This window comes from Leucobacter alluvii (genome assembly GCF_039530485.1).
GTDB classification, from domain to species: domain Bacteria; phylum Actinomycetota; class Actinomycetes; order Actinomycetales; family Microbacteriaceae; genus Leucobacter; species Leucobacter alluvii.
This window is the reverse complement of record NZ_BAAAOP010000005.1, coordinates 643,940-665,576: the sequence shown is the minus strand read 5'-3', so window position 1 is coordinate 665,576 and position 21,637 is coordinate 643,940. Positions and strand designations below refer to the sequence as shown.

Genomic DNA, 21,637 nt, shown 5'->3' with positions numbered 1-21,637 from the left:
CGTTACAGGTGTCCCGCTTGGTCCATGCTGCGGAGTTCGCGCTTGATCTCCGAGAGCTCGTCGCGCAGTCGCGCGGCGAGCTCGAACTTCAGCTCCTCGGCCGCGGCCAGCATCTGGTCGGTGAGGTCGCTGATGAGCTCTTCGAGCTTCGCAGCGCCCTCGCCCGCGATCGCTCCGGCGCGCGCTGCCGACTTGCTCTTGCCGCGCTGCGGCGATGGACTCTTTCGCTGCGCGTGTGCACCGGAACGCGAGAGGATGTCTTCGGTGTCGGCCGCTTCGCGATTGAGCATCGCTGTGATGTCGCCGATCTTCTTGCGCAGCGGTTGCGGGTCGAGGCCGCGTTCGGTGTTGTAGGCGACCTGAATCTCGCGACGACGGTTCGTCTCATCGATGGCCTCGCGCATCGAGCGCGTAATCGTGTCTGCGTACATGTGCACCTGGCCCGAGACGTTGCGCGCGGCGCGGCCGATCGTCTGAATGAGCGAGGTACTCGATCGCAGGAACCCCTCTTTGTCGGCGTCGAGGATCGATACGAGCGACACCTCGGGCAAGTCGAGCCCCTCTCGAAGAAGGTTGATGCCGATGAGCACATCGTACACGCCCGCGCGCAGCTCCGTCAGGAGCTCGACGCGTCGCAGCGTATCGACATCCGAGTGCAGGTAGCGAACCCTGACACCGGCCTCTTCCATGAAGGTCGTCAGCTGCTCGGCCATCTTCTTCGTGAGCGTTGTGACGAGCACTCGCTCATCGCGCTCGGCGCGCACGCGCACCTCTTCGAGCAGATCGTCGATCTGACCTTCGCTCGGTTTGATCACGATCTCGGGATCGATGAGTCCGGTCGGGCGGATGATCTGCTCGACGACGCCGTCTGCGCGCTCCAGCTCGTACTTTCCCGGCGTCGCTGAGAGGTAGACGGTCTGACCGACCCGTTCCTTGAACTCGCTGAACTTCAGCGGCCGGTTGTCGAGTGCGCTGGGCAACCGGAACCCATGGTCGACGAGGGTGCGCTTTCGTGACGCGTCGCCCTCGAACATCGCTCCGATCTGCGGCACGGTCACGTGGGACTCGTCGATGACGACGAGGAAGTCGTCGGGAAAGTAGTCGAGCAGGCAGTGCGGCGCCTCGCCCGGTCGCCGTCCGTCCATGTGCATCGAGTAATTCTCAATGCCGGAGCAGAAACCGATCTGCTCCATCATCTCGAGGTCGAAGGTCGTGCGCATGCGCAGTCGCTGCTCCTCCACGAGCTTGTTCTGCTGTTTGAGTTCGCGCGTACGACTCTCGAGTTCGTTCGTGATCTGGCCCATCGCCCGGTTCATCACGTCGCGACTGGCAACGTAGTGCGACCCGGGGAACACGGAGATCGTCTCCACCTGCTTGATCACCTCGCCTGTCAGCGGGTGCAGGTAGTACAGTGCCTCGATCTCATCGCCGAAGAACTCGATGCGCACCGCGAGCTCTTCGTACATCGGGATGATCTCGACGGTGTCGCCCCGGACACGGAAGTTGCCGCGCACGAACTCGATGTCGTTGCGCTGGTACTGCATGTCGACGAATCGGCGCAGGAGCACGTCGCGGTCGAGCCGGTCGCCCACCGCGAGCGGCACCATCGCCTCGTAGTATTCCTCAGGCTTGCCCAAGCCGTAGATGCATGAGACGGTCGACACGACGATGGTGTCGCGCCTGCTGAGCAGGGCATTCGTCGTCGAGTGACGGAGCCGCTCGACCTCTGCGTTCACCGAGGAGTCTTTTTCGATGAACGTATCGGTCTGCGGCACGTAGGCCTCAGGCTGGTAATAGTCGTAATAGCTGACGAAGTACTCGACGGCGTTGTGCGGAAAGAGCTCTCGAAGCTCGCTGGCCAACTGGGCGGCGAGGGTTTTGTTGTGCGCGAGCACGAGCGTCGGGCGCTGCACCGCTTCGATCAACCAGGCCGTCGTCGCGGACTTACCGGTGCCCGTCGCGCCGAGCAGGACCACATCGGTCTCGCCGGCGTTGATGCGACGCGTCAGATCTTCGATCGCGCCGGGCTGATCACCGCTCGGCTCATAGTCGCTGACCACTTCGAATGGGCGGACGCTACGGGTGGGTTCCATGTCTTCGAGAGTACTCGGGACCACCGACATTCATGATTCCGCGTCGAGAGGGTTGCGCGTCCGCTCTGGTGCGACCATCTCTCGTGTGTTTCACTTGCCGCATGAGTACGCGCGCGAGGTGGGGCCTGAGCGCAGTTCTGCTGAGCGGATTGCTGGTGGCGGGCTGCGCGCCGCTCGCTGCTGACGCGAAGCACGGCGAGGATGCCCCGCATGCCTCCGGTGATGCCGAGACGTTCGCGTCAGCCGTCGATGCGGCACTCGCCGGGAGTGGTGTTCCTGGGGGTGCGATCGTCGTAACGGGCTCCGACGGCGGCAATGCGTTCGAGTACGCCTTCGGCAGAGCAGCGGAGGGTCGCGACGTCACACTGCAGACACCGTTCGCGTATCGCAGCATGACGAAGTCGTTCGTGGGGACGGTCGTCCTCCAGCTCGCCGACGAGGGCGTCCTCTCGCTCTCCGACCCGGTGAGTCTGTACGTGGACGGCGTGCCGAACGGCGATGAGATCACGATCGAGCAGCTCGGAACGATGCGCAGCGGGGTCGCGAACTACTCGGGCTCCCCTCGACTCACCGACCTTCTCGTCGTCGATCCGGCGCGAGAGCCCGCTGTGACCGAGCTCCTGGATCTCGCGTTCCCGGATTCTCCCGAATTCGCCCCAGGCGCTGCGTACGAGTACTCGAACACGAATACGCTGCTGCTCGGCGAGATCATCACGTCTGCGACGGGACGACCGTGGTACGACGAGGTCGACGACCGCCTGCTCGCCGCCCTCGACCTCGATTCCGTCACCGATGGTCTCAGCGACAGCGATCGCGATGCGGCCGGGTACCAACTCGCCGACGGCGCCGTCGTGGAGGAACTCCCGTGGGTCGCTCCCGGATGGTTCGGGGCCGCTGGCGCACTTGCCGGAGACGTCGGGGATCTGGCCGTCTGGGGCCGTGCGCTGGGCACGGGCGCCGAGCTCGCTGCCGACACGCAGCAGTGGAGGCTCGACTCCTTCGGCGCGACGGACGATGACGCGCGCAGTCCGGAGTACGATGCGTACGGCTTCGCCATCGGCGAGATCGACGGCTGGGTCGGGCACACGGGCAACGGTCTCGGATTCCAGGGTCTCGTGATGCACGATCCCGATTCGGGGAGAACGGTCGCCCTGCTGATCAACGGCACCGGCGAGGACCCGGATCTCCCGGCCCACGTCTTCACAGAGATCCTGCCGGTCATCGATGACGCGCCCTGATCACTCGGCTGCTTCGAACCGCAGAGGCAGCTCCAGATTGCCCGCGCCGGACCAGCGCACCTCGGCAAGGCCCTGCCATGCCGCCGCCCGGGCGAGCAGCGCGCGTGCCGCGCTGCCCGTTCGCACTGGCGCGCGCGATTCCCGCCACGCGGCCTGCACGAGCAGCGCGCCGCCCGCGCGGTCCGCCTTCAGATCGAGGCGCCCGGCCATGCGCCCGCCCACCATGAGCGGAAGGCAGTAGTACCCGAACTGCCGCTGCTCTTTGGGGGTGTAGATCTCGATGCGGTAGTGGAAACCGAACATCCGCTCCGCGCGGGGCCGGTACCAGACCATGGGATCGAACGGCGTGAGCAGCGCATCGGGGGCGAGCCGCGAGGGCACGCTGGCGTCGCGGTGCACCCACGCCTCGGAGAACTCGCCGGCAGCGGAGGTCCACCCCTCGACCTGGACCGGGAGCAGTTCGCCCGCCTCGACGAGGTCTGCGACGGCCGCTCTCGCCGGCCCCAGCCGGAGCCGGTGATAGTCCGCGAAGTCGGCCAGCGTGCCGATGCCGAGGGAGCGGGCAGCGCGAGAGATGAGCTCGCGTTGAGCGTCTCCAACTGGAGCGCTGCCGAGATGCTGCTCCGGGAGCACGTGATCGGCGAGCGCATACCGGCGCTGGAAGCCCTCACGGCCCGCAGAAGCCACCTCGCCCCAGGCGAAGAGCGTTTCGACGGCGCGTTTCGTTTCGCTCCAGTCCCACCACGGCCCGCGATTCGCGCGCGGACCGTCCTCGAGGTCGCGTACGAACGAGGGGCCATCGCTCTTCAGCCGGGCCCGCACCCGGTCGAGCGCGGGCGCGAGCTCTGCCGCTCTGCCCGTCCGCTCGTCGCGAGCTCTGCGCTCGGCCATGCGCCAGCCGAAGAGCGGCCGATCCTGCACGGGAATGAACGCCGCCTCGTGGGCCCAGTACTCGGTGAACCGGCCGCTCCGCCACAGATGCCGATCGAGCGCCGTGGCGTCGTAGCTCCCATGACGGGAGAACACCGGAAGATAGTGGCTCCGTGCGAAGACATTGACCGAATCGATCTGCAGCACGTGCAAGCGCTCGAGGGCGGCGTCGAACGGGCGGCGTTTGCCGATGCGCGCGGTATTCGCGAAGCCTTGCGCGGCGAGCGCTATGCGCCGCGCCTCTCCAGCTGAGATTGAAAGCATGAGCGTACGCTACCGCGAGCCACGGACGCGCTGGATCGCTTCGTGCGCGGCCGGGACGCGTCTCGCGCAGCGGATCCGCGCACACGGCGACGCGGCCGCGGAGTGAACTCCCCCGCGACCGCGCACCGGCAATTTCGTGCCTGACCTCAGGCGAACCAGAGCGCCAGCTCGCGCGAGGCCGACTCCGGCGAATCGGAGCCGTGCACGAGGTTCTGCTGCACCTTCAGGCCCCAGTCGCGGCCGAGGTCGCCGCGGATCGTTCCCGGAGCCGCGGTCGTCGGATCGGTCGTGCCGGCGAGCGACCGGAAGCCTTCGATGACTCGCTCGCCCTGCGCGCGAATCGCGACGGCCGGGCCCGAGGCCATGAATTCGAGCAACGGCTCGTAGAACGGCTTGCCCTCGTGCTCCGCGTAGTGCGCGGCGAGCAGTTCGCGATCGGGGGCGACGAGACGGAGATCCGCGAGGCGATAGCCCTTCGCCTCGATGCGCCGGATGATCTCGCCGGTGAGGCCGCGAGCGACGCCGTCGGGCTTCACCAGGATCAGTGTTTCTTCAACCGACATACATACTCCTCATGGGTCGGGGGCGGGAAAACTCGCAAGTGGCCGCGCAGATGCGCTCCGATCTGAGAGTGTATCGAATCAGGCGGCGCCGCCCTGTGCCGCCACCCAGGCCGCGCGGTCGCGGTCGATGCGCGCGCCGCGCACCATGCAGTAGACCCAGAGGGCGGTGAACAGCACGCTCACGATGAGCGACATCGGCAGGATGATCGCGGTGAGCAGCATCAAGACGTGCACGACCCATCCGACCAGGATGCCGAAACGGCCGCGCCGCATACCGACGAGGGCGATCAGGATCGCGACTCCGAGTCCACCGCCGAGGACGAGCCCCAGCTCCCGCGGGTCGAGCGCGCTCAGCCCGAAGATCGTCAGGCCGAAGAGCGCCACGATGAAGAGTTCGAAGCCCAGAACGATCGAGGCGAGGGCCTTCTGCGTTGATGCGGGTCCGCGCCGTGCCCCGGCGATGCGCATCGCGGAGTTGTGCGCGACGGTCTCCGAAGGAGAGAGGACGAGTTCCGGCTCGCCGTCGTCATCCGGCCGGCGTGATGCCTCAGCGCCGTTCACGCTGCGCCCCAGCCCTCGGAGCGGGCGAACGCGATGGCCTCGCCTGCGAGGAGCACTGAACCGACGACGAGTACTGCCCGTCCCTCGGCGCGCATCGCCCATCCTCGTGCTTCTTCGAGCGCTTCGGGGAGCGACTCGGCGATCTCGATCGGGGTGCCGGGGATCTCGTCCTCGGCGATCTGCTGGAGATCACCAGCCGGGATGCTCCGCGGCGAGTCGACGGGCGCGACGGTCACGCGATGCGCGATGGGCGCGAGCGTCGCCATCAGGCCGGAGACGTCCTTCTCCTCGAGGACGCCGACGACCAGGGCGAGCTCTGAGAAGGTGAAGGACTCAGACACCGCCGAGACGAGCGCCGCAGCGCCGTGGGGGTTGTGCGCCGCATCCACATAGACGACGGGGTCGGTGCCGATGAGCTGCAGACGTCCGGGCGAGGTCAGCGAACCGAAGCCGTCGTCGAGCACTTCTTCCGGCAGCGGGCGACTCGCACCGAAGAACGCCTCGGCCGCTGCGATCGCAAGTGCTGCATTCTCCGCCTGGTGGTGACCGAACAACGGTACGAAGATCGGATCGTACGACTGGCCGCTGAGACCGACGACATCGATCTGCCGGCCGCCGACCGCGAGACGATCGTCGACGAGCGCGAAGTCGCGCCCCAGCACCGCGAGCGCCGCATCGTGCCGCTCCGCCGCTTCTGCGAGCTCGGCGAGCGCGTCGGGTTCCTGCGCCGCTGACACGACCACGGATCCGCTCTTGATGATGCCCGCCTTGGTGCGTGCGATCGTCGCGACGTCGGATCCCAGAATGCTCGTGTGGTCGAGGTCGATCGGGGTGAACACGGCGACGCGAGCATCCACGATGTTCGTCGCATCCCACTCGCCGCCCATGCCGACCTCGACGACCGCCACGTCGACCGGCGCGTCGGCGAAGACGGCGAAGGCGAGCACAGCGAGGGCCTCGAAGAACGTGATCCGACCGTGGCCGGCCTCGGCGAGTTCTGCATCGACGACTTCGAGCGGCACCTGCAATTCATCCCATGCCGCGGCGAGCACATCGCCGTCGACGGACTCGCCGTCGAGCTGGAACCGCTCGGTGAAATCGACGAGATGCGGACTGGTGAAGAGCCCCGTCCGCAGACCGTGCGCCCGCATCAACGACGCGATGGCGCGGCTGGTCGAGGTCTTCCCGTTCGTTCCCGCGACCTGGATGACGGGGAACGAGAGCTGCGGCGACCCCGCGAGTTCGGCGAGCCGCCGCACCGGGTCGATGCGCGGTCGCGGCTGCGCCTCTCCGACGCGCTCGAGCAGAGCGGCGTAGACGCGTTCCGCGCCGGTCATGCCACGACTCCCGCCTGCTGCGATGCCGCTTCCGTGGCATCGATGGTGATGACGATCGCCGCCTTCTCGGCGCCGATCGCCCGCGCTGCCGACACGTGAACGCCGTTGCCTGGCGAGGAGATATCGTCGGCGATCGCATCGATGCCGATGGCCTCCTGCACGGCGAACCCTTCAGCCAGCGTTTCGGCGGCGATGAGCGAGGAGTGCATCTGCAGTGCGGCGGCGTGCTCGGGCTCTGCGTTCAACGCCAGCACGATCCGATCGCTGACCTCGAGCCCGGCGTTCTTCCGCGCCTCCTGCACCGCACGGATCGCGTCACGAGCGATGCCCTCAGCCTCGAGTTCGGGGGTCAGCGTCGTGTCGAGCAGCGCAAAACCGCCCCCTGGCAGCAGGGTGAGCGCCGGACCGCCCTCGGCGTCGTCTCCCGCTCGAAGCGTGAGCTCGTACTCGTGCGGTTCGAGGGCGATACCGCCCGCGATGACGACTCCGCCGTCCTCGCTCCAATCGCCCGACTTCGCCGCCTTGATCGCCTGCTGCACCTGCTTGCCGAGACGGGGCCCAGCGGCGCGTGCGTTGACGGCGAGCGTCTGCACGATGCCGTGCTCCTGCGCGCTCGTCTCCGTCTGCTCGACGAGCGTGACCGATTTGACGTTCAGCTCTTCCCGGAGAATGTCCGCAAACGGGGCAACGGCGTCCGGGTGCTCGACCACGACCGTCAGCTCGGCGAGCGGGAGGCGGACGCGAAGGCCGCGGCTCTTGCGCAGAGCGAGGGTCTGGGAGGTGATCTGTCGCACTTCGTCCATCGCCTGCACCAGGGTGTCGTCCGCGGGGAACTCGGCCGCCTCGGGCCAGTCCGCGAGGTGCACCGATCGGCCGCCGGTGAGCCCGCGCCACAGTTCTTCGGTGACGAGGGGCGCGAGAGGAGCCGCGACGCGCGCGACGGTTTCGAGCACGGTGAACAGCGTGTCGAAGGCCTGGCGATTCTCGCCCGCGCCCTGATCCCCGCCGGTCCCCGCCCAGAAGCGATCGCGCGAGCGGCGCACGTACCAGTTCGTGAGCACCTCTGCGAACCCTCGCAGGGCGTCGGCGGCGGAGGTCGTGTCGAGCGCGTCGAGATGGGCCTCGACGTCTCGTACGAGCCGTCCGGTTTTGGCGAGGATGTAGCGGTCGAGCGGATCGACGGAGTCGGTGCGGCGCTCGGCCGCGACGCCGTCGGCGTTCGCGTAGAGCGAGAAGAAGTACCACGTGTTCCAGAGGGGCAGGATGAACTGTCGAACGCCCTCCCGGATTCCCTCCTCAGTCACCACGAGGTTGCCGCCGCGCACGACGGGCGAAGCCATGAGGAACCAGCGCATCGCGTCCGACCCGTCGCGATCGAAGACTTCGTTCACGTCGGGATAGTTGCGGAGCGACTTCGACATCTTGTTGCCGTCGGAGCCGAGCACGATGCCGTGGCTGATCACGTTCGTGAACGCCGGGCGGTCGAAGAGCGCGGTCGCGAGCACATGCTGGACGTAGAACCATCCCCGGGTCTGGCCGATGTACTCGACGATGAAGTCCGCGGGCTGATGGGTCTCGAACCACTCCTGGTTCTCGAACGGGTAGTGGGCTTGGGCGAACGGCATCGATCCGGAGTCGAACCACACGTCGAGCACGTCCTCGATCCGGCGCATGGTGGAGCGCCCGGTCGGATCGTCGGGATTGGGGCGCGTGAGTCCGTCGATGTAGGGGCGGTGCAGGTCGATGTCGCCGGATTCGTTGCGGGGCAATGCTCCGAAGTCGGCTTCGAGTTCTGCGACGGAGCCGTACACGTCGACCCTCGGGTACTCCGGGTCATCGCTCTTCCACACCGGAATGGGGCTGCCCCAGTAGCGGTTGCGACTGATCGACCAGTCGCGCGCCCCCTCGAGCCATTTCCCGAACTGACCGTGCTTGACGTTCTCGGGCACCCAGGTGATCTGCTCGTTCGTCTCGAGCATGCGTTCCTTGATGTCGGTGACGCGCACGAACCAGCTGGACACCGCCTTGTAGATGAGCGGGTTGCGGCAGCGCCAGCAGTGCGGGTACGAGTGCTCGTAGCTCTGCTCGCGGAGCAGCCGCCCGCGCTCGCGCACCAGGCGGATCAATGGGCGGTTCGCGTCCATCCAGAGCTCACCGGCGACGTCGGTCACCGCGCTGATGAAGCGGCCCCCGGCATCGACGCTGACGATCGTCGGCATTCCCGCCGCCGTCGTGATCCGGTAGTCGTCCTCGCCGTACGCTGGCGACTGGTGCACGATGCCGGTGCCGTCGGTGGTCGAGACGTAGTCATCGACGAGGATCTGCCAGCAGTTCTCCGTGCCCCAGGTCTCGGCATCTGCGAAGTAGTCGAAGAGCGGGGCGTACGTCACACCCGAAAGGTCGGAGCCGCGCACCGTGCGGGACACCGCGGAGACGGCATCCTCGATCGAGGCGTATCCCAAGTCCTTGGCATGCGCTCCGACCAGATCCTGCGCGAGCAGGTACTGCGCCGTTCCGGCCGCACCGCCGTCGCCGGCGCCGCCGGGTCCGGCGGGCACCACGGCGTAGTCGATGTCAGGCCCCACCGCGAGAGCGGCATTCGTCGGCAGCGTCCATGGAGTCGTCGTCCAGGCGAGGGCGCGAACGCCGGTCAGATCGAGCTGTGCCGCACGTTCCCCCGAGAGCGGGAACGCGACGGTGACCGAGGGATCCTGGCGCATCTGATAGACATCGTCGTCCATGCGCAGCTCGTGGTTCGACAGCGGCGTCTCATCGCGCCAGCAGTACGGCAGAATGCGCGATCCCTCGTACGCGAGCCCGTCGTCGTAGAGCTTCTTGAACGCCCAGATGACACTTTCCATGTAGCTGAGATCGAGAGTCTTGTAGCCGTTCTCGAAGTCCACCCACCGCGCCTGACGCGTGACGTACTCCTCCCACTCGCGCGTGTACTGCAGCACAGAGGCGCGCGCCTTCCCGTTGAACGCCGCGACGCCCATCTCCTCGATCTCCGACTTCTCGGTGATGCCGAGCTGCTTCATCGCCTCGAGTTCAGCGGGGAGGCCGTGCGTGTCCCAACCGAAGCGTCGCTCCACCTTCTTGCCGCGCATCGTCTGGAATCGCGGGAAGACGTCCTTCGCGTACCCGGTCAGCAGGTGACCGTAGTGAGGCAGGCCGTTCGCGAACGGCGGTCCGTCGTTGAAGACCCATTCCGATGCGCTCTCTCGCTGACGAATCGAGGCGCGGAACGTGTCGTCCGCCGCCCAGAAGTCGAGCACGCGTCGTTCGATCTCGGGAAGCCGCGGCGAAGCGGCGACGCCGAAGGCGGCACCCGCCTGAGGGTCTGCGGCTGATGCGGTGGACGGGGTTCCCGTGGGCTGCTGAGGGTACGGCATGGGTTCCTTCTCGGTTCCGGCGTGAGTGTTGTTGCCTGCGCCGGGACGAGGTCCGGATCGCTCTCCGTCACCCGCGGTACCACCCCGCTTGCCGCTCGCGGCTCCCGTCGGGAGACACGTCGACCACTTCATTGGGCGATGACGGGCCCGACCCGTTCGGTTCTACTGGGCGGCCCGCACCCTGTTACTTCCGAGAGCGTCGAGCCGCTGTTCTTCCGAAGACTCCCCGATGATGGTCGGTTCGCAGTCGTTGAAGCCAGTCTAGCGCAGCGTTGGGCGGTCTTCACCATGCGACGAGGGGCCTCGGCGGCGGGCCGGAAGTGCGCCGTTGGTAACGAACGAGTAACGATGCGGTTAGTGATAAATACCAGATCAGCGCAGAGAATCACGTCGCCTGAGCGCCGCATGCGCCCGGACGCGCCTTGCACTCCATTGCGCGACGTTGTTAGCGTCGTCTCAGCGTTGAGGGCGGCCGCGTGCCATTCTTCCTGATCCGCTCCGGGACATCCAGCGCCGAAATTCGGTGCCCCGGAGTGCGGGAAGTCGAGTGCGGCCCGATCCTCCGCAATAAGAACTGGCCAATTGAGAGGCTGCCGGGCGACGCTTGCGCCGCGATCGCCGCGATCCCGCGAGTCGCCGGCGTGCCTCCGATTTCGTCGTGCCAAGAACGAGGAGTTTACAGTGACCAGTACAACGGAACAGCCCGGGGTTGCGGGCGAAGTGCGGCCGGGTGAGACCCCGGATACGGTGTCGCCCGCGATCGCGGTCTCCCACGCCTACAAGGTGTTCGGGCGACGCCCCAGAGAGGTCGTCAAGCGCCTCCGGAAGGGCGCAACGCGGGAAGAGGTCCGCGGGCAGGGCACCGCGGCTGTGATCGACACGAGCTTCAGCGTCAATCAAGGCGAGATCTTCGTGGTGATGGGCCTGTCGGGTTCCGGCAAGTCGACCCTGATCCGCATGCTCAACGGCCTGAACGACACGACTGACGGGTCGATCACGGTCTTCGGCACCGAGGTCGTCGGCCTGAGCGGACAAGAACTGCGCGAGTTGCGTCGCGACCGGATGTCGATGGTGTTCCAGCACTTCGCACTGCTCCCCCACCGCAGTGTCCTCGACAACGTCGCCTACGGACTCGAGTTGCAGGGCGTTGCGCCAGCGGAGCGTCGAGAGCGAGCGCAGCACTGGCTCACGCGCGTCGGTCTGGGCGGCTGGGAGGAGCACTTGCCCGGTGAGCTCTCGGGCGGCATGCAGCAGCGCGTCGGCATCGCCCGCGCGTTCGCCGCTGACACCGACATCCTGCTCATGGATGAAGCGTTCTCAGCGCTGGACCCGCTGATTCGGCGAGAGATGCAGGAGCAGCTCGTCGAACTGCAGCAGGAGCTCAACAAGACGATCGTCTTCATCACGCACGACCTGAATGAGGCGATGTTCCTGGGCGACCGCATCGCCGTCATGCGCGACGGGAGGATCGTGCAGGTCGGAACGCCGAACGACATCCTCACCGACCCGGCCAACGATTACGTCGCCCAGTTCGTGCAGGACGTCGATCGCGCCCGGGTGCTCACCGCGGGAGACGTGATGGAGCCGCCCCGCGCCGTGGTCCCGGCGACCGCCGGCCCGCGCACCGCGCTGCGCACCATGCGCGATCTGCAGACGTCGGCGTGCTTCGTCACGTCCTCGTCGCGCAAGCTGCTCGGCGTCGTCCGCGATAAGGATGTGCTGCGCCAGGTCCGCGAAGGCGGTACCGACATCACGGAGCGCCTCCGGCCCACGCCCTCGATCGTGAAGCGCGATCAGTACATCTCCGAGCTCTTCGAGCTCGCAGTGGAGAGTCCGCTGCCCGTGGCTGTGACCGACGACCAGGATCGGCTCATCGGCGTCGTTCCGCGCGTCACGCTGCTCGCAGCACTGACCGACCTCCCGACCATGACCACGGAGATTCCGATCATCGAACCGACACCCACCGTGTCGGCGGCGATGATCTCAGAGACACTGGGCGATGCTCCGGAGAGCGCCGCCGGAGCCGGGTTCGCACCCGAGAATGAGGAGGTGCGCTGATGGACGACTTCCGCATTCCCCTCGGCGACTGGGTAGCCGATGGGCTCAACTGGTTCAAAGCGACCTTCGACGGCTTCCTCGACGTCGTCACCCTGGTGATCAAGTTCCTCGTCGAGGGGCTGGCCGACGGACTGACGTCCGTTCCCTTCCCCGTCCTCATCATCGTGTTCGGGCTGATCGGCTGGCTGCTGCGCTCCTGGCAGCTCGCGGTCGGCACCGTCATCACGATGCTCCTCGTCGTCGGCATGGGCCAGTGGGAGAATGCGATGCTGACGCTCGCGCTCGTGCTCATCGCAGCCCTCATCGCCATCGTCGTCGCGATCCCGCTCGGCATCGCGGCAGCGCGGAGCGATACGTTCAGCGCGATCCTGAAGCCCGTGCTCGACTTCATGCAGACGATGCCGGCCTTCGTCTACCTGATCCCCGCCGTGATCTTCTTCAGCATCGGGTTCGTGCCGGGCGTCTTCGCAACGGTCCTGTTCTCGGTCGCTCCTGGCGTGAGGTTCACCGAACTCGGCATCCGCGGAGTCGACTCCGAGACGGTCGAGGCCGGCTACGCATTCGGAGCCGCACCGGGGAAGATCCTCCGAGGCATCCAGCTGCCGCTCGCGATGCCGACCATCATGGCCGGCATCAACCAGGTGATCATGCTCGCCCTCTCGATGGCCGTCGTCGCCGGTATGGCCGGCGCGAACGGACTCGGCAAGGAGGTCGTCGCGGCCATCTCGACCCTGAACATCGCGCAGGGCGTCGAGGCCGGCCTGAGCGTCGTGATCCTCGCCGTCTTCCTCGACCGCGTGACCGCAGCCCTCGGCAATCCCGGCGATTACAAGCACTCGCTGCTGGGCGGCATGCGCCGCCGCCGTGACGCGCGCCGCACGGGCGCGCTCGCCAAGGCTGCATGACGCACCGCACGTACCCCTCGCAACACACGTACCCCCACACCGTGCGCCCCGCGCACGAAACGAAAGGACGAAGTATGCAGAAGCGCACTCTCACCGGAATGCTGGCTCTGGGAGCCGCCGCAACCCTCGCCCTTGCAGGCTGCTCCGGCAATGGGTCCGGCAGCGGCTCCGACGGCGACGGCGGCGGCGAGAACGGCACCGTCACACTGGGCTACCTGCCGGGCTGGACGGACGGGCTCAGCACCGCCTACCTGCTCGAGGATCAGCTCGGCAAGATGGGCTACGACGTCGAGATGGAAGAGCTGACCGATGCGGGCGTGCTCTACGCAGGACTCGCCGGTGGAGACTTCGACATCTACCCCTCAGCATGGCCGGAGGTGACGCACGCCTCGTACATGGAGGAATTCGGCGACCAGATCGAGGATCTCGGCGGCTACTACGACGGCGCCGTGCTGACGCTCGCGGTGCCCGAGTACGTCGACATCGACTCCATCGAAGACCTCGCCGGTGAAGCGGATCGATTCGGCGGCGAGATCATCGGCATCGAGCCGGGCGCAGGACTGACCGCGCAGACGCAGGACGTCGCGATGCCGGAGTACGGCCTGGACGGCGACTTCGAGCTCGTGACCTCCTCCACCGCGACCATGCTCGCGACGCTGCAGGACAAGATCGACAACGAAGAAGACGTCGTCGTGACGCTCTGGCGCCCGTTCTGGGCGAACGATGCCTTCCCGCTGAAGGATCTCGAGGACCCGAAGGGTGCGATGGGCGAGCCCGAGACCCTGCACTTCCTGGGGAAGAAGGGTCTCTCGGAGGAGTATCCCGAGGTCGCCGACTACATCGCCGACATCAAGCTCGACGACGTCGCCTACGGCGCGCTCGAGAGCATGGTCACCGGTGACGAGTACAAGGACGACCCCGAGGCCGCCGTCGATGCATGGCTCGAGGAGTACGGCGATGCGTACCCGGGTCTGATCACCAGCTGACCGATCCGTCGTTTCCCTTCGGGGAATCACGCAGTACGAAAGGAGCCCTTCCCGAAACACAGTTCCGGGAAGGGCTCCTTTTTTCATGCCGCACAGCGGCACCACGCTTTACGAAAGGACACCATTTGCAGTTCCGCACCCTCACTTCTGCTCTCGCACTCACCGCAGCAGCCGCTCTGGCGCTCGCCGGATGTTCTGCCGAAGACGCCGCCGATGCCAGCGCAGACAGCATCACCATCGGCTACGTCCCCTCCTGGAGCGATGGCAAGACCAGCGGCTTCCTCCTCAAGGACCAGTTCGAAAAGCTCGGCTACGACGTTGAGATGCAGGAGCTCACTGAGGCAGCCGTGCTGTACACGAGTCTCGCGGAGGGCAGCATCGACGTCTTCTCGGGTGCTTGGACCGAGCGCACGCAGGCCGAGTACGTCGCGGGGCGGGAAGATGACTTCGAGGATCTCGGCACCTGGTACGACAACGGCACGATCACCCTCTCGGTGCCCGACTATGTCGATATCACGTCACTCGAAGAACTCGCGCCGAGTGCCGATCGATTCGACGGGAAGATCATCGGCATCGAGCCGAGCGCGGGTCAGATGAAGCACACGGAGGAAGTCGGCATGCCTGCCTACGGACTCGACAGTGAGTTCTCCCTCGTGTCCTCGTCGACGGCGGCGATGCTCGCCTCGGTGAGCGACGCGGTCGAGACCGGCGACGACATCGTCGTGACGAGCTGGCGCCCGTTCTGGGCGAACGAGGTGTACGGCCTGCGCGACCTCGAAGACCCGAAGGGTGTCATGGGCACCCCCGAGGGCATTCATGTGCTCGCGACCCAGGGATTCACCGAGCGCTTTTCCGACGCGGCAGACTACGCCGCAGATTTCAAGCTGAACGACGAGGCCTTCAGCACGCTCGAGAACGCGATGACGAACGAATACGAGGTGGGTGAAGAGGCCGAGGCCGTCGACGCCTGGATCGACCAGCACCCCGACGCATTCCCCGGCCTGCTCGCCGAATAGAGAAATCAGGAGCGCCCGGCGCCGTTGCCGCGTAGGATCGGCGACGTCGGGCGTCTCCGGCTCGGCCTGCATCAAGGAGATCTGATGAACGATTCGCCCGTCACGCCCGAGATCGACACACGACCCGAGTTGCACCTCGCGGTCGTGCGGGAGACCGTTCCGTTCGACCGCATTCCCGAGCTCTACGACCGCGCGTACCCGGCGATCTTCCAGGCGTTGGCAGAGACAGGCGTGTCTCCGGCCGCCGCCCCGATGGGCGTGATGCACGGCTCCCCGGCGGCGGAGGGCCTCGACCTGTCGGTGGCCGTGCCGATCCCTCAGCCATACACCGGAACCGGCGGCGGGATCACGGCCGAGACGATTCCGGCCGCCCGCACCGCCACGATGCTGCTGCGCGGCGACTTCAGCGGGCTGTCGGCTGCCTATGAGCGTCTCTACGCCTGGGTCAGCGAGCGGGGAGAGCAGCCGACCGGCATCGCCTGGGAGCAGTACCTCACCGAACCCGAGCCCGGCGGCGACCCAGCCCTCAACGAGACGCTGATCGGGGTGCAGCTCGCCGGTGACTGATGGCCGGTAAGCTGGATCCACACCATCAGGCACCAGCGCGGCGATGAGCTGCCGCGCGACCACGCGGTGCCGTCCACATCGAACCCCGATGCCGCAGCTGAGCGCGGTATCGAGAAGCGGAGCCCCACGCATGAGCGCGATTCCCGACAAGCCCGTACTCGAAGGCCTCGAAGCGAAATGGGGCCCGGTGTGGGAGGAAGCGGGCACGTACGCGTTCCCGCGAGCGCGCGCTTCCCGGGAGAACGTCTACAGCATCGACACGCCCCCGCCGACGGCGTCGGGATCGCTGCACGTGGGGCACGTCTTCTCGTACACGCACACCGATACCATCGCGCGGTACCAGCGCATGCAGGGCAAGGCCGTCTTCTACCCGATGGGGTGGGACGACAACGGGCTGCCGACGGAGCGACGCGTGCAGAACTACTACGGCGTGCGCTGCGATCCGTCGCTGCCGTACGTCGAGGGATTCGTCCCTCCGCACGAAGGGGGCGACGGCAAGAGCATCAAGGCGGCGGATCAGCAGCCGATCTCCCGCCGCAACTTCATCGAGCTGTGCGAGCGCCTCACCGAGGAGGACGAGCAGCAGTTCGAGGCGCTCTGGCGCACGCTCGGGCTCTCCGTCGACTGGAAGCAGAGCTACCGAACGATCGGAGCCGAGTCACTGCGTGCGTCCCAGCTCGCCTTCCTCCGCAACGTCCAGCGCGGCGAGGCCTACCAGGCCCAGGCGCCGACCCTGTGGGACGTGACGTTCCGCACGGCGGTCGCCCAGGCGGAGCTCGAGGATCGCGATCAGCCGAGCGCCTATCACACGCTCGCCTTCCACAAGTCGGACGGATCGGGCGACATCCTCATCGATACCACTCGTCCCGAACTGCTCGCAGCGTGCGTAGCGCTCGTCGCGCACCCCGACGATGAGCGCTTCCAGCCGCTCTTCGGCTCGACAGTGCGCACTCCCCTGTTCGACGTGGAGGTGCCGATCCTGGCCCACCATCTCGCGCAGAAGGACAAGGGCACCGGAATCGCGATGATCTGCACGTTCGGCGATGTGACCGATGTGGTCTGGTGGCGCGAACTCGACCTGCCGAACCGTGCCATCCTCGGATTCGACGGCCGCGTGATCTCTGAGGCGCCCGACGTCATCACGAGCGAGACCGGGCGGGCAGCCTACGCGGAGATCGCGGGCAAGACCGTGTTCAGTGCGAAGCAGATCGTCGTCGACTCGCTGCGCGCCTCCGGCGAGCTCGTCGGCGACATCCGGAAGATCACGCATCCCGTCAAGTTCTTCGAGAAGGGCGACAAGCCGCTCGAAATCGTTTCGACCCGCCAGTGGTACGTCGTGAACGGTGCTCGCGATGAGGCGCTCCGCGATCGCCTGCTCGCGCACGGGCGAGAGCTCGAGTGGCATCCCGACTTCATGCGCGTGCGCTACGAGAACTGGGTCGAGGGCCTCTCCGGTGATTGGCTGATCTCGCGTCAGCGCTTCTTCGGTGTCGCGATCCCGGTGTGGTACCCGCTCGACGCCGACGGCAATCCGGTCTTCGACGAGCCGATCCTGCCGAGTGAGGATCAGCTGCCCGTCGACCCGTCGAGTGACGTCCCCGCCGGGTACACGGCCGATCAGCGCGGAGTCGCAGGCGGGTTCCAGGGCGAGGTCGACGTGATGGACACGTGGGCGACCTCTTCGCTCACCCCGCAGCTCGCGGGCGGCTGGGAGCGCGACCCGGAGCTGTTCGATCTCGTATACCCGTTCAGTCTCAGGCCGCAGGGTCAGGACATCATCCGGACGTGGTTGTTCTCGACGCTGCTGCGTTCGGAGCTCGAGTGCGGCCAGCTGCCGTGGCAGCACGCGGGCATCTCCGGGTGGATCCTGGATCCCGATCGGAAGAAGATGTCGAAGTCGAAGGGCAACGTGGTGACGCCCGCCGGCATGCTCGAGCAGCACGGGTCGGACGCTGTGCGCTACTGGGCGGCCTCGGCGAAGCTCGGCACCGATGCGGCGTTCGACCCGCAGAATCCGACGCAGATCAAGATCGGCCGTCGTCTGGCGATCAAGCTGCTGAACGCGGCGAAATTCACCCTCGGTTTCGACGACTCGGGCGCCGGGACCGTCACGGAAGCGCTCGACCGCGCCGTGCTCGCCGGACTCGCGGGAGTGATCGAGCAGGCGACGCGCGCATTCGAGAACTACGACCATGCTCGTGCACTCGAGCTGACCGAATCGTATTTCTGGACCTTCTGCGACGACTATCTCGAGCTCGTGAAGGAGCGCGCGCACAACGGTGAGGGCCAGTCGCGGGCGTCTGCAGTGACCGCCCTGCGCACCTCGCTCTCCGTGTTCGTGCGCCTGCTCGCGCCGTTCCTGCCGTATGCCACGGAGGAAGTGTGGTCGTGGTTCGGCGAAGGGTCTGTGCACCAGGCCGCCTGGCCCGTGCCCGAGGAGGCCGCCTCGCTCGCCGGGGACGACGCCGATGCCGCATTGCTCGGGCTCGTCGGCGAGGCGCTCGTGGGCATCCGAGGAGCGAAGACGGCCGCAAAGGCTTCGCAGAAGACCCCGGTGTCGATCGCGGTCGTGCAGGCCCGGCAGCCCGATCTCGCCCGCCTCGAGTCGGCCTCGGCTGATCTCGCCGCAGTCGGAAAGATCGCCGAGCTTCGGATCGAGGCCGGCCCGGACGATCTGAGCGGAGTCACCGTCGCCGACATCCAGCTCGCACCAGTGGAGGCGTGACGATGCAGCTCGGGGCGCGCTGGCAGAGGGGCACTCCCCCGCACCGCAGCGTGCCCGAGGCGCTGCATGCCGCGATCGCCGAGCAGGAGAACGGGCATCCGGAGGCTGATTCGTGGACGCTGACCTGGCTCGAAGGCCGGCCGCGCTGCGAGCTCGATGACCTCGTGTTCGTCGCGCTCGACGTGGTCGGTCGCGTGCGCACCGGGCCCGTGAGCGGGGGCGGCGAGCCGGGGCTCGCGGAGGAGCGTCTGGCCCACAGCGCAGACGACGACGACGCCGACGATGATGACTGGCTGAGTTGAGGAGTTCGATGTTTCGCGGAGACGACCTGGTCGGGCGCCGGTTCGGCGCGAGTATGGCGGCGGCAGCCATCGCCCTCATAGGGCTGAGCGCCTGTGCTCCCGAGCCTGCGGCGGACGGCGGTGCGCGCGGCGACGGATCGTCGTCGGCGTCCGCCTCGGCCTCCGCGGAGGCGGACGCAGACGCCTCCGGGTCTGACGAGAGTGCGACTGCCGGTGAGGACGCCGGGGCGGACGATGAAGCGGGCAGCGATGCATCGAGCGTCGGCGAGGGCGACCGCAAAGCGAACGGCGCTGCCTCCGGGAGCAGCGAGGGCGGATGGCCGCAGCAGGGCGATCCGCAGGACACGTCAAAATCGACGACGCTCCCCGCATCATTCCCGGTAGCCGATTTCGTCGTGCCCGACGGCGCCCGCATCGACGATGCCGGTGAGCGATCGGCGAGCGAATGGTATCTCGTGCTCACCGCTGAGGACCGGGCTGCCGCTGATGCGCTGTGGCAGTCGATCGTCAGCGCGAGCGGGTTCGCCGAATCGGAGCGATCCGAGACCGGTGATGGCGGCGTCGCCGCCACGCTCGCACACGGCACGCTGAGCGTCACCGCTCTGCAGATCCCCCAGAAGAACGGGTCCGTGCTGCTGAGCTTCGATATCACCGCAGTGGGTGGTTGAGCGTGCGCATCGCTCTCATCCGGCACGGGCAGACCGACTGGAATCTCTCCGGTCGCATGCAGGGTCGCACCGACATTCCGCTGAACGCCACCGGCCGAGAGCAGGCCAGCGACCTCGCCGAGCGACTCTCACGAGCAGGCGGGTTGGACGCGGTCGTGACGAGTCCGCTGCTCCGAGCTCGGCAGACGGCTGAGATCCTCGCCGAGCGGCTCGGTCTCGAGGCGGTGACGTGCGAGGGGCTCGTCGAGCGCTCCTTCGGCGATGCGGAAGGCTTGTCGCACAGTGTCGCCCTCGAGCACTGGCCGTCACGCCAGTACCCGAGCATGGAGGGTCATGACGAGGTCGCTGAGCGGGGGGTATCGGCGCTCGACCGCATCGCCGATCAGTTTCGGAACGGCCGCGTCATCGCTGTGACGCACGGTTCGTTCATCCGGCATCTGCTCGCGGACATCTCCGGGCTGCCGGCAGATGAGGTGCCCCGGGCCGAGAATCTCGCCATCTCCGAGGTCGAGCGCGACGAGTCAGGCACGTGGCACGTGCGTTCCATCGCAGGCCGCGCCTGGGAGCCTGGCGAGGGCATCCGCCGCGCTTGACGTCGCGTACCGCAGGAGACGCGCCGCGGGCGCGCCCGAGCACTCAATCAACAGAGAGCCGATGATTTACGCGCTCTCGCGGCCTCCACGGGCCTGCAGCACGCGCGGCGCAGCGTCCCCGTTCACCGATTCCCGGGTCACGATGACCTTCGTGATGTCACCGTCGGAAGGCACCTCGAACATGACGGGCCCGAGGATCCCTTCGAGGATTGCACGGAGCCCACGAGCGCCGGTCTTGCGTTCGACGGCGAGTTCAGCGATGGCTTCAAGCGCGGCATCCTCGAACTCGAGACTCACGCCGTCGAGTTCGAACATGCGCTGGTACTGCTTCACGAGTGCATTCTTCGGCTCGGTGAGAATGCGCGTCAGCGCTTCGACGTCGAGCGGATCGACCGTCGCTACGATCGGCAGGCGCCCGATGAACTCGGGAATCAGACCGAACTTGTGCAGATCTTCAGGTTGCACCTGAGCGAAGAGCTGATCGTCGTTGCGCTTGCTCGATACCGGCGCACCGAACCCGATGCCGCCCTTGCCGAGGCGAGACCCGACGATCTCCTCGAGGCCGGCGAATGCGCCGGCGACGATGAAGAGCACGTTCGTGGTGTCGAGTTGGATGAACTCCTGATTCGGGTGCTTGCGCCCGCCCTGCGGAGGAATCGATGCGACCGTGCCTTCCAGGATCTTGAGGAGCGCCTGCTGCACGCCTTCGCCCGAGACATCGCGCGTGATCGAGGGGTTCTCGGCTTTACGAGAGATCTTGTCGATCTCATCGATGTAGATGATGCCCATCTCTGCGCGCGCGACATCGAAATCGGCTGCCTGTAGAAGCTTCAGGAGGATGTTCTCGACGTCTTCGCCGACGTACCCCGCCTCGGTGAGGGCCGTGGCGTCGGCAACCGCGAACGGCACACCGAGCTGTCGTGCCAGCGACTGCGCGAGATACGTCTTGCCGCACCCGGTCGGGCCGATGAGCAGAATATTCGACTTCGCGATCTCCACCTGCTCCGAGGCGACCTCAGCGCTCGCGAGCGACGAGAGCGCGCGCACGCGCTTGTAGTGGTTGTACACCGCAACGGCGAGTGACTGCTTGGCGCGGTCCTGCCCGATGACGTACTGGTCGAGGAAGTCGGCGATCTCACGAGGCTTGTGCAGAGTGAAGTCGGAGGTCTCCCCCGTCTGGTGCTCCGCGAGGCGCTCCTCGATGATCTCATTGCAGAGCGCCACGCACTCATCGCAGATGTAGATCTGCGGGCCGGCGATGAGCTGCTGCACTTGCTTCTGCGACTTGCCGCAGAAGGAGCACTTGAGCAGCTCGCTGCTTTCGCCGATCTTCGCCATGCGGAGCTCCTTCACCTAACTCGGTCTGATCCGATGCCTTCGAGACTAGCGGGAGCCTCAGACATTGATGGGCGGCGCGCCGGAGCCCCGGGGTCGCCCCC

17 protein-coding genes are annotated in these 21,637 nt (G+C 66.9%); 10 read left to right on the top strand and 7 right to left on the bottom strand.

Annotated elements, in window-relative coordinates; translation table 11 throughout:
* Positions 1-2: 2 nt before the first annotated feature.
* Positions 3-2,093 (bottom strand): excinuclease ABC subunit UvrB, encoded by a 2,091-nt coding sequence (gene uvrB, locus ABFX18_RS07635; RefSeq protein ID WP_200328848.1) that lies wholly within the window; start codon positions 2,091-2,093, stop codon positions 3-5.
* A gap of 101 nt (positions 2,094-2,194) precedes the next feature.
* Between uvrB and ABFX18_RS07630 the strand changes: the two genes are divergently transcribed.
* Positions 2,195-3,331, top strand: a complete 1,137-nt coding sequence (locus ABFX18_RS07630) for a serine hydrolase domain-containing protein (RefSeq protein ID WP_346057908.1) — start codon at positions 2,195-2,197, stop codon at positions 3,329-3,331.
* Here ABFX18_RS07630 and ABFX18_RS07625 read toward each other — a convergent pair whose 3' ends face one another.
* From ABFX18_RS07625 to ileS, 5 genes are all read right to left on the bottom strand, one after another.
* Entirely contained in the window at positions 3,332-4,525 is a 1,194-nt protein-coding gene (locus ABFX18_RS07625; protein WP_336662040.1) for a winged helix-turn-helix domain-containing protein, read from the bottom strand.
* Between the two features lie 146 nt (positions 4,526-4,671).
* On the bottom strand, positions 4,672-5,088 hold the full coding sequence (ndk, locus tag ABFX18_RS07620; RefSeq protein WP_200328852.1) for a nucleoside-diphosphate kinase: 417 nt from the start codon (positions 5,086-5,088) through the stop codon (positions 4,672-4,674).
* Between the two features lie 78 nt (positions 5,089-5,166).
* Positions 5,167-5,649 carry a DUF4233 domain-containing protein gene (locus ABFX18_RS07615; protein WP_346057907.1) on the bottom strand — a complete coding sequence of 161 codons (483 nt, stop codon included), beginning with the start codon at positions 5,647-5,649 and terminating at the stop codon, positions 5,167-5,169.
* Positions 5,646-6,986 carry a bifunctional folylpolyglutamate synthase/dihydrofolate synthase gene (locus tag ABFX18_RS07610; protein WP_346057906.1) on the bottom strand — a complete coding sequence of 447 codons (1,341 nt, stop codon included), beginning with the start codon at positions 6,984-6,986 and terminating at the stop codon, positions 5,646-5,648. Before ABFX18_RS07610 ends, ABFX18_RS07615 begins: the two co-directional genes overlap by 4 nt.
* Positions 6,983-10,378: an isoleucine--tRNA ligase gene (gene ileS, locus ABFX18_RS07605; RefSeq protein WP_346057905.1), complete on the bottom strand. Its 3,396-nt coding sequence runs from the start codon at positions 10,376-10,378 to the stop codon at positions 6,983-6,985. Before ileS ends, ABFX18_RS07610 begins: the two co-directional genes overlap by 4 nt.
* 681 nt (positions 10,379-11,059) lie before the next feature.
* Between ileS and ABFX18_RS07600 the strand changes: the two genes are divergently transcribed.
* The 9 genes from ABFX18_RS07600 to ABFX18_RS07560 all read left to right on the top strand — a co-directional run bounded on the left by ABFX18_RS07600 (position 11,060) and on the right by ABFX18_RS07560 (position 20,198).
* Positions 11,060-12,436 (top strand): quaternary amine ABC transporter ATP-binding protein, encoded by a 1,377-nt coding sequence (locus tag ABFX18_RS07600; RefSeq protein ID WP_370567877.1) that lies wholly within the window; start codon positions 11,060-11,062, stop codon positions 12,434-12,436.
* Positions 12,436-13,341: an ABC transporter permease gene (locus tag ABFX18_RS07595; RefSeq protein ID WP_346057904.1), complete on the top strand. Its 906-nt coding sequence runs from the start codon at positions 12,436-12,438 to the stop codon at positions 13,339-13,341. Before ABFX18_RS07600 ends, ABFX18_RS07595 begins: the two co-directional genes overlap by 1 nt.
* A 74-nt stretch (positions 13,342-13,415) precedes the next feature.
* A complete protein-coding gene (locus ABFX18_RS07590) occupies positions 13,416-14,327 on the top strand; it encodes a glycine betaine ABC transporter substrate-binding protein (protein WP_200328860.1) in 912 nt (303 codons plus the stop codon).
* Between the two features lie 125 nt (positions 14,328-14,452).
* Positions 14,453-15,343, top strand: coding sequence for a glycine betaine ABC transporter substrate-binding protein (locus ABFX18_RS07585; protein WP_346057903.1), 891 nt, complete (start codon positions 14,453-14,455; stop codon positions 15,341-15,343).
* An 84-nt stretch (positions 15,344-15,427) separates the two neighbouring features.
* Complete coding sequence (locus ABFX18_RS07580) at positions 15,428-15,910, top strand: GyrI-like domain-containing protein (protein WP_346057902.1); 483 nt, start codon at positions 15,428-15,430, stop codon at positions 15,908-15,910.
* A gap of 130 nt (positions 15,911-16,040) precedes the next feature.
* Entirely contained in the window at positions 16,041-18,635 is a 2,595-nt protein-coding gene (gene valS / locus ABFX18_RS07575; protein ID WP_346057901.1) for a valine--tRNA ligase, read from the top strand.
* Between the two features lie 2 nt (positions 18,636-18,637).
* A complete protein-coding gene (locus tag ABFX18_RS07570; protein ID WP_346058018.1) occupies positions 18,638-18,937 on the top strand; it encodes a Fe-S oxidoreductase in 300 nt (99 codons plus the stop codon).
* A gap of 8 nt (positions 18,938-18,945) precedes the next feature.
* Positions 18,946-19,605 carry a hypothetical protein gene (locus ABFX18_RS07565; RefSeq protein WP_346057900.1) on the top strand — a complete coding sequence of 220 codons (660 nt, stop codon included), beginning with the start codon at positions 18,946-18,948 and terminating at the stop codon, positions 19,603-19,605.
* Between the two features lie 2 nt (positions 19,606-19,607).
* On the top strand, positions 19,608-20,198 hold the full coding sequence (locus tag ABFX18_RS07560; RefSeq protein ID WP_346057899.1) for a histidine phosphatase family protein: 591 nt from the start codon (positions 19,608-19,610) through the stop codon (positions 20,196-20,198).
* Positions 20,199-20,264: 66 nt separating this feature from the next.
* Here the strand turns inward: ABFX18_RS07560 and clpX are convergent, their stop codons facing one another.
* Positions 20,265-21,536 carry an ATP-dependent Clp protease ATP-binding subunit ClpX gene (gene clpX / locus ABFX18_RS07555; protein WP_346057898.1) on the bottom strand — a complete coding sequence of 424 codons (1,272 nt, stop codon included), beginning with the start codon at positions 21,534-21,536 and terminating at the stop codon, positions 20,265-20,267.
* Between the last annotated feature and the right edge of the window lie 101 nt (positions 21,537-21,637).

Coding starts and splice junctions, on each gene's coding strand:
- uvrB (WP_200328848.1), bottom strand. CDS start 2,093: ATGGAACCCACCCGTAGCGTCCGCCCATTCGAAGTGGTCAGCGACTAT.
- ABFX18_RS07630 (WP_346057908.1), top strand. CDS start 2,195: ATGAGTACGCGCGCGAGGTGGGGCCTGAGCGCAGTTCTGCTGAGCGGA.
- ABFX18_RS07625 (WP_336662040.1), bottom strand. CDS start 4,525: ATGCTTTCAATCTCAGCTGGAGAGGCGCGGCGCATAGCGCTCGCCGCG.
- ndk (WP_200328852.1), bottom strand. CDS start 5,088: ATGTCGGTTGAAGAAACACTGATCCTGGTGAAGCCCGACGGCGTCGCT.
- ABFX18_RS07610 (WP_346057906.1), bottom strand. CDS start 6,986: ATGACCGGCGCGGAACGCGTCTACGCCGCTCTGCTCGAGCGCGTCGGA.
- ileS (WP_346057905.1), bottom strand. CDS start 10,378: ATGCCGTACCCTCAGCAGCCCACGGGAACCCCGTCCACCGCATCAGCC.
- ABFX18_RS07595 (WP_346057904.1), top strand. CDS start 12,436: ATGGACGACTTCCGCATTCCCCTCGGCGACTGGGTAGCCGATGGGCTC.
- ABFX18_RS07590 (WP_200328860.1), top strand. CDS start 13,416: ATGCAGAAGCGCACTCTCACCGGAATGCTGGCTCTGGGAGCCGCCGCA.
- ABFX18_RS07580 (WP_346057902.1), top strand. CDS start 15,428: ATGAACGATTCGCCCGTCACGCCCGAGATCGACACACGACCCGAGTTG.
- valS (WP_346057901.1), top strand. CDS start 16,041: ATGAGCGCGATTCCCGACAAGCCCGTACTCGAAGGCCTCGAAGCGAAA.
- ABFX18_RS07570 (WP_346058018.1), top strand. CDS start 18,638: ATGCAGCTCGGGGCGCGCTGGCAGAGGGGCACTCCCCCGCACCGCAGC.
- ABFX18_RS07565 (WP_346057900.1), top strand. CDS start 18,946: ATGTTTCGCGGAGACGACCTGGTCGGGCGCCGGTTCGGCGCGAGTATG.
- clpX (WP_346057898.1), bottom strand. CDS start 21,536: ATGGCGAAGATCGGCGAAAGCAGCGAGCTGCTCAAGTGCTCCTTCTGC.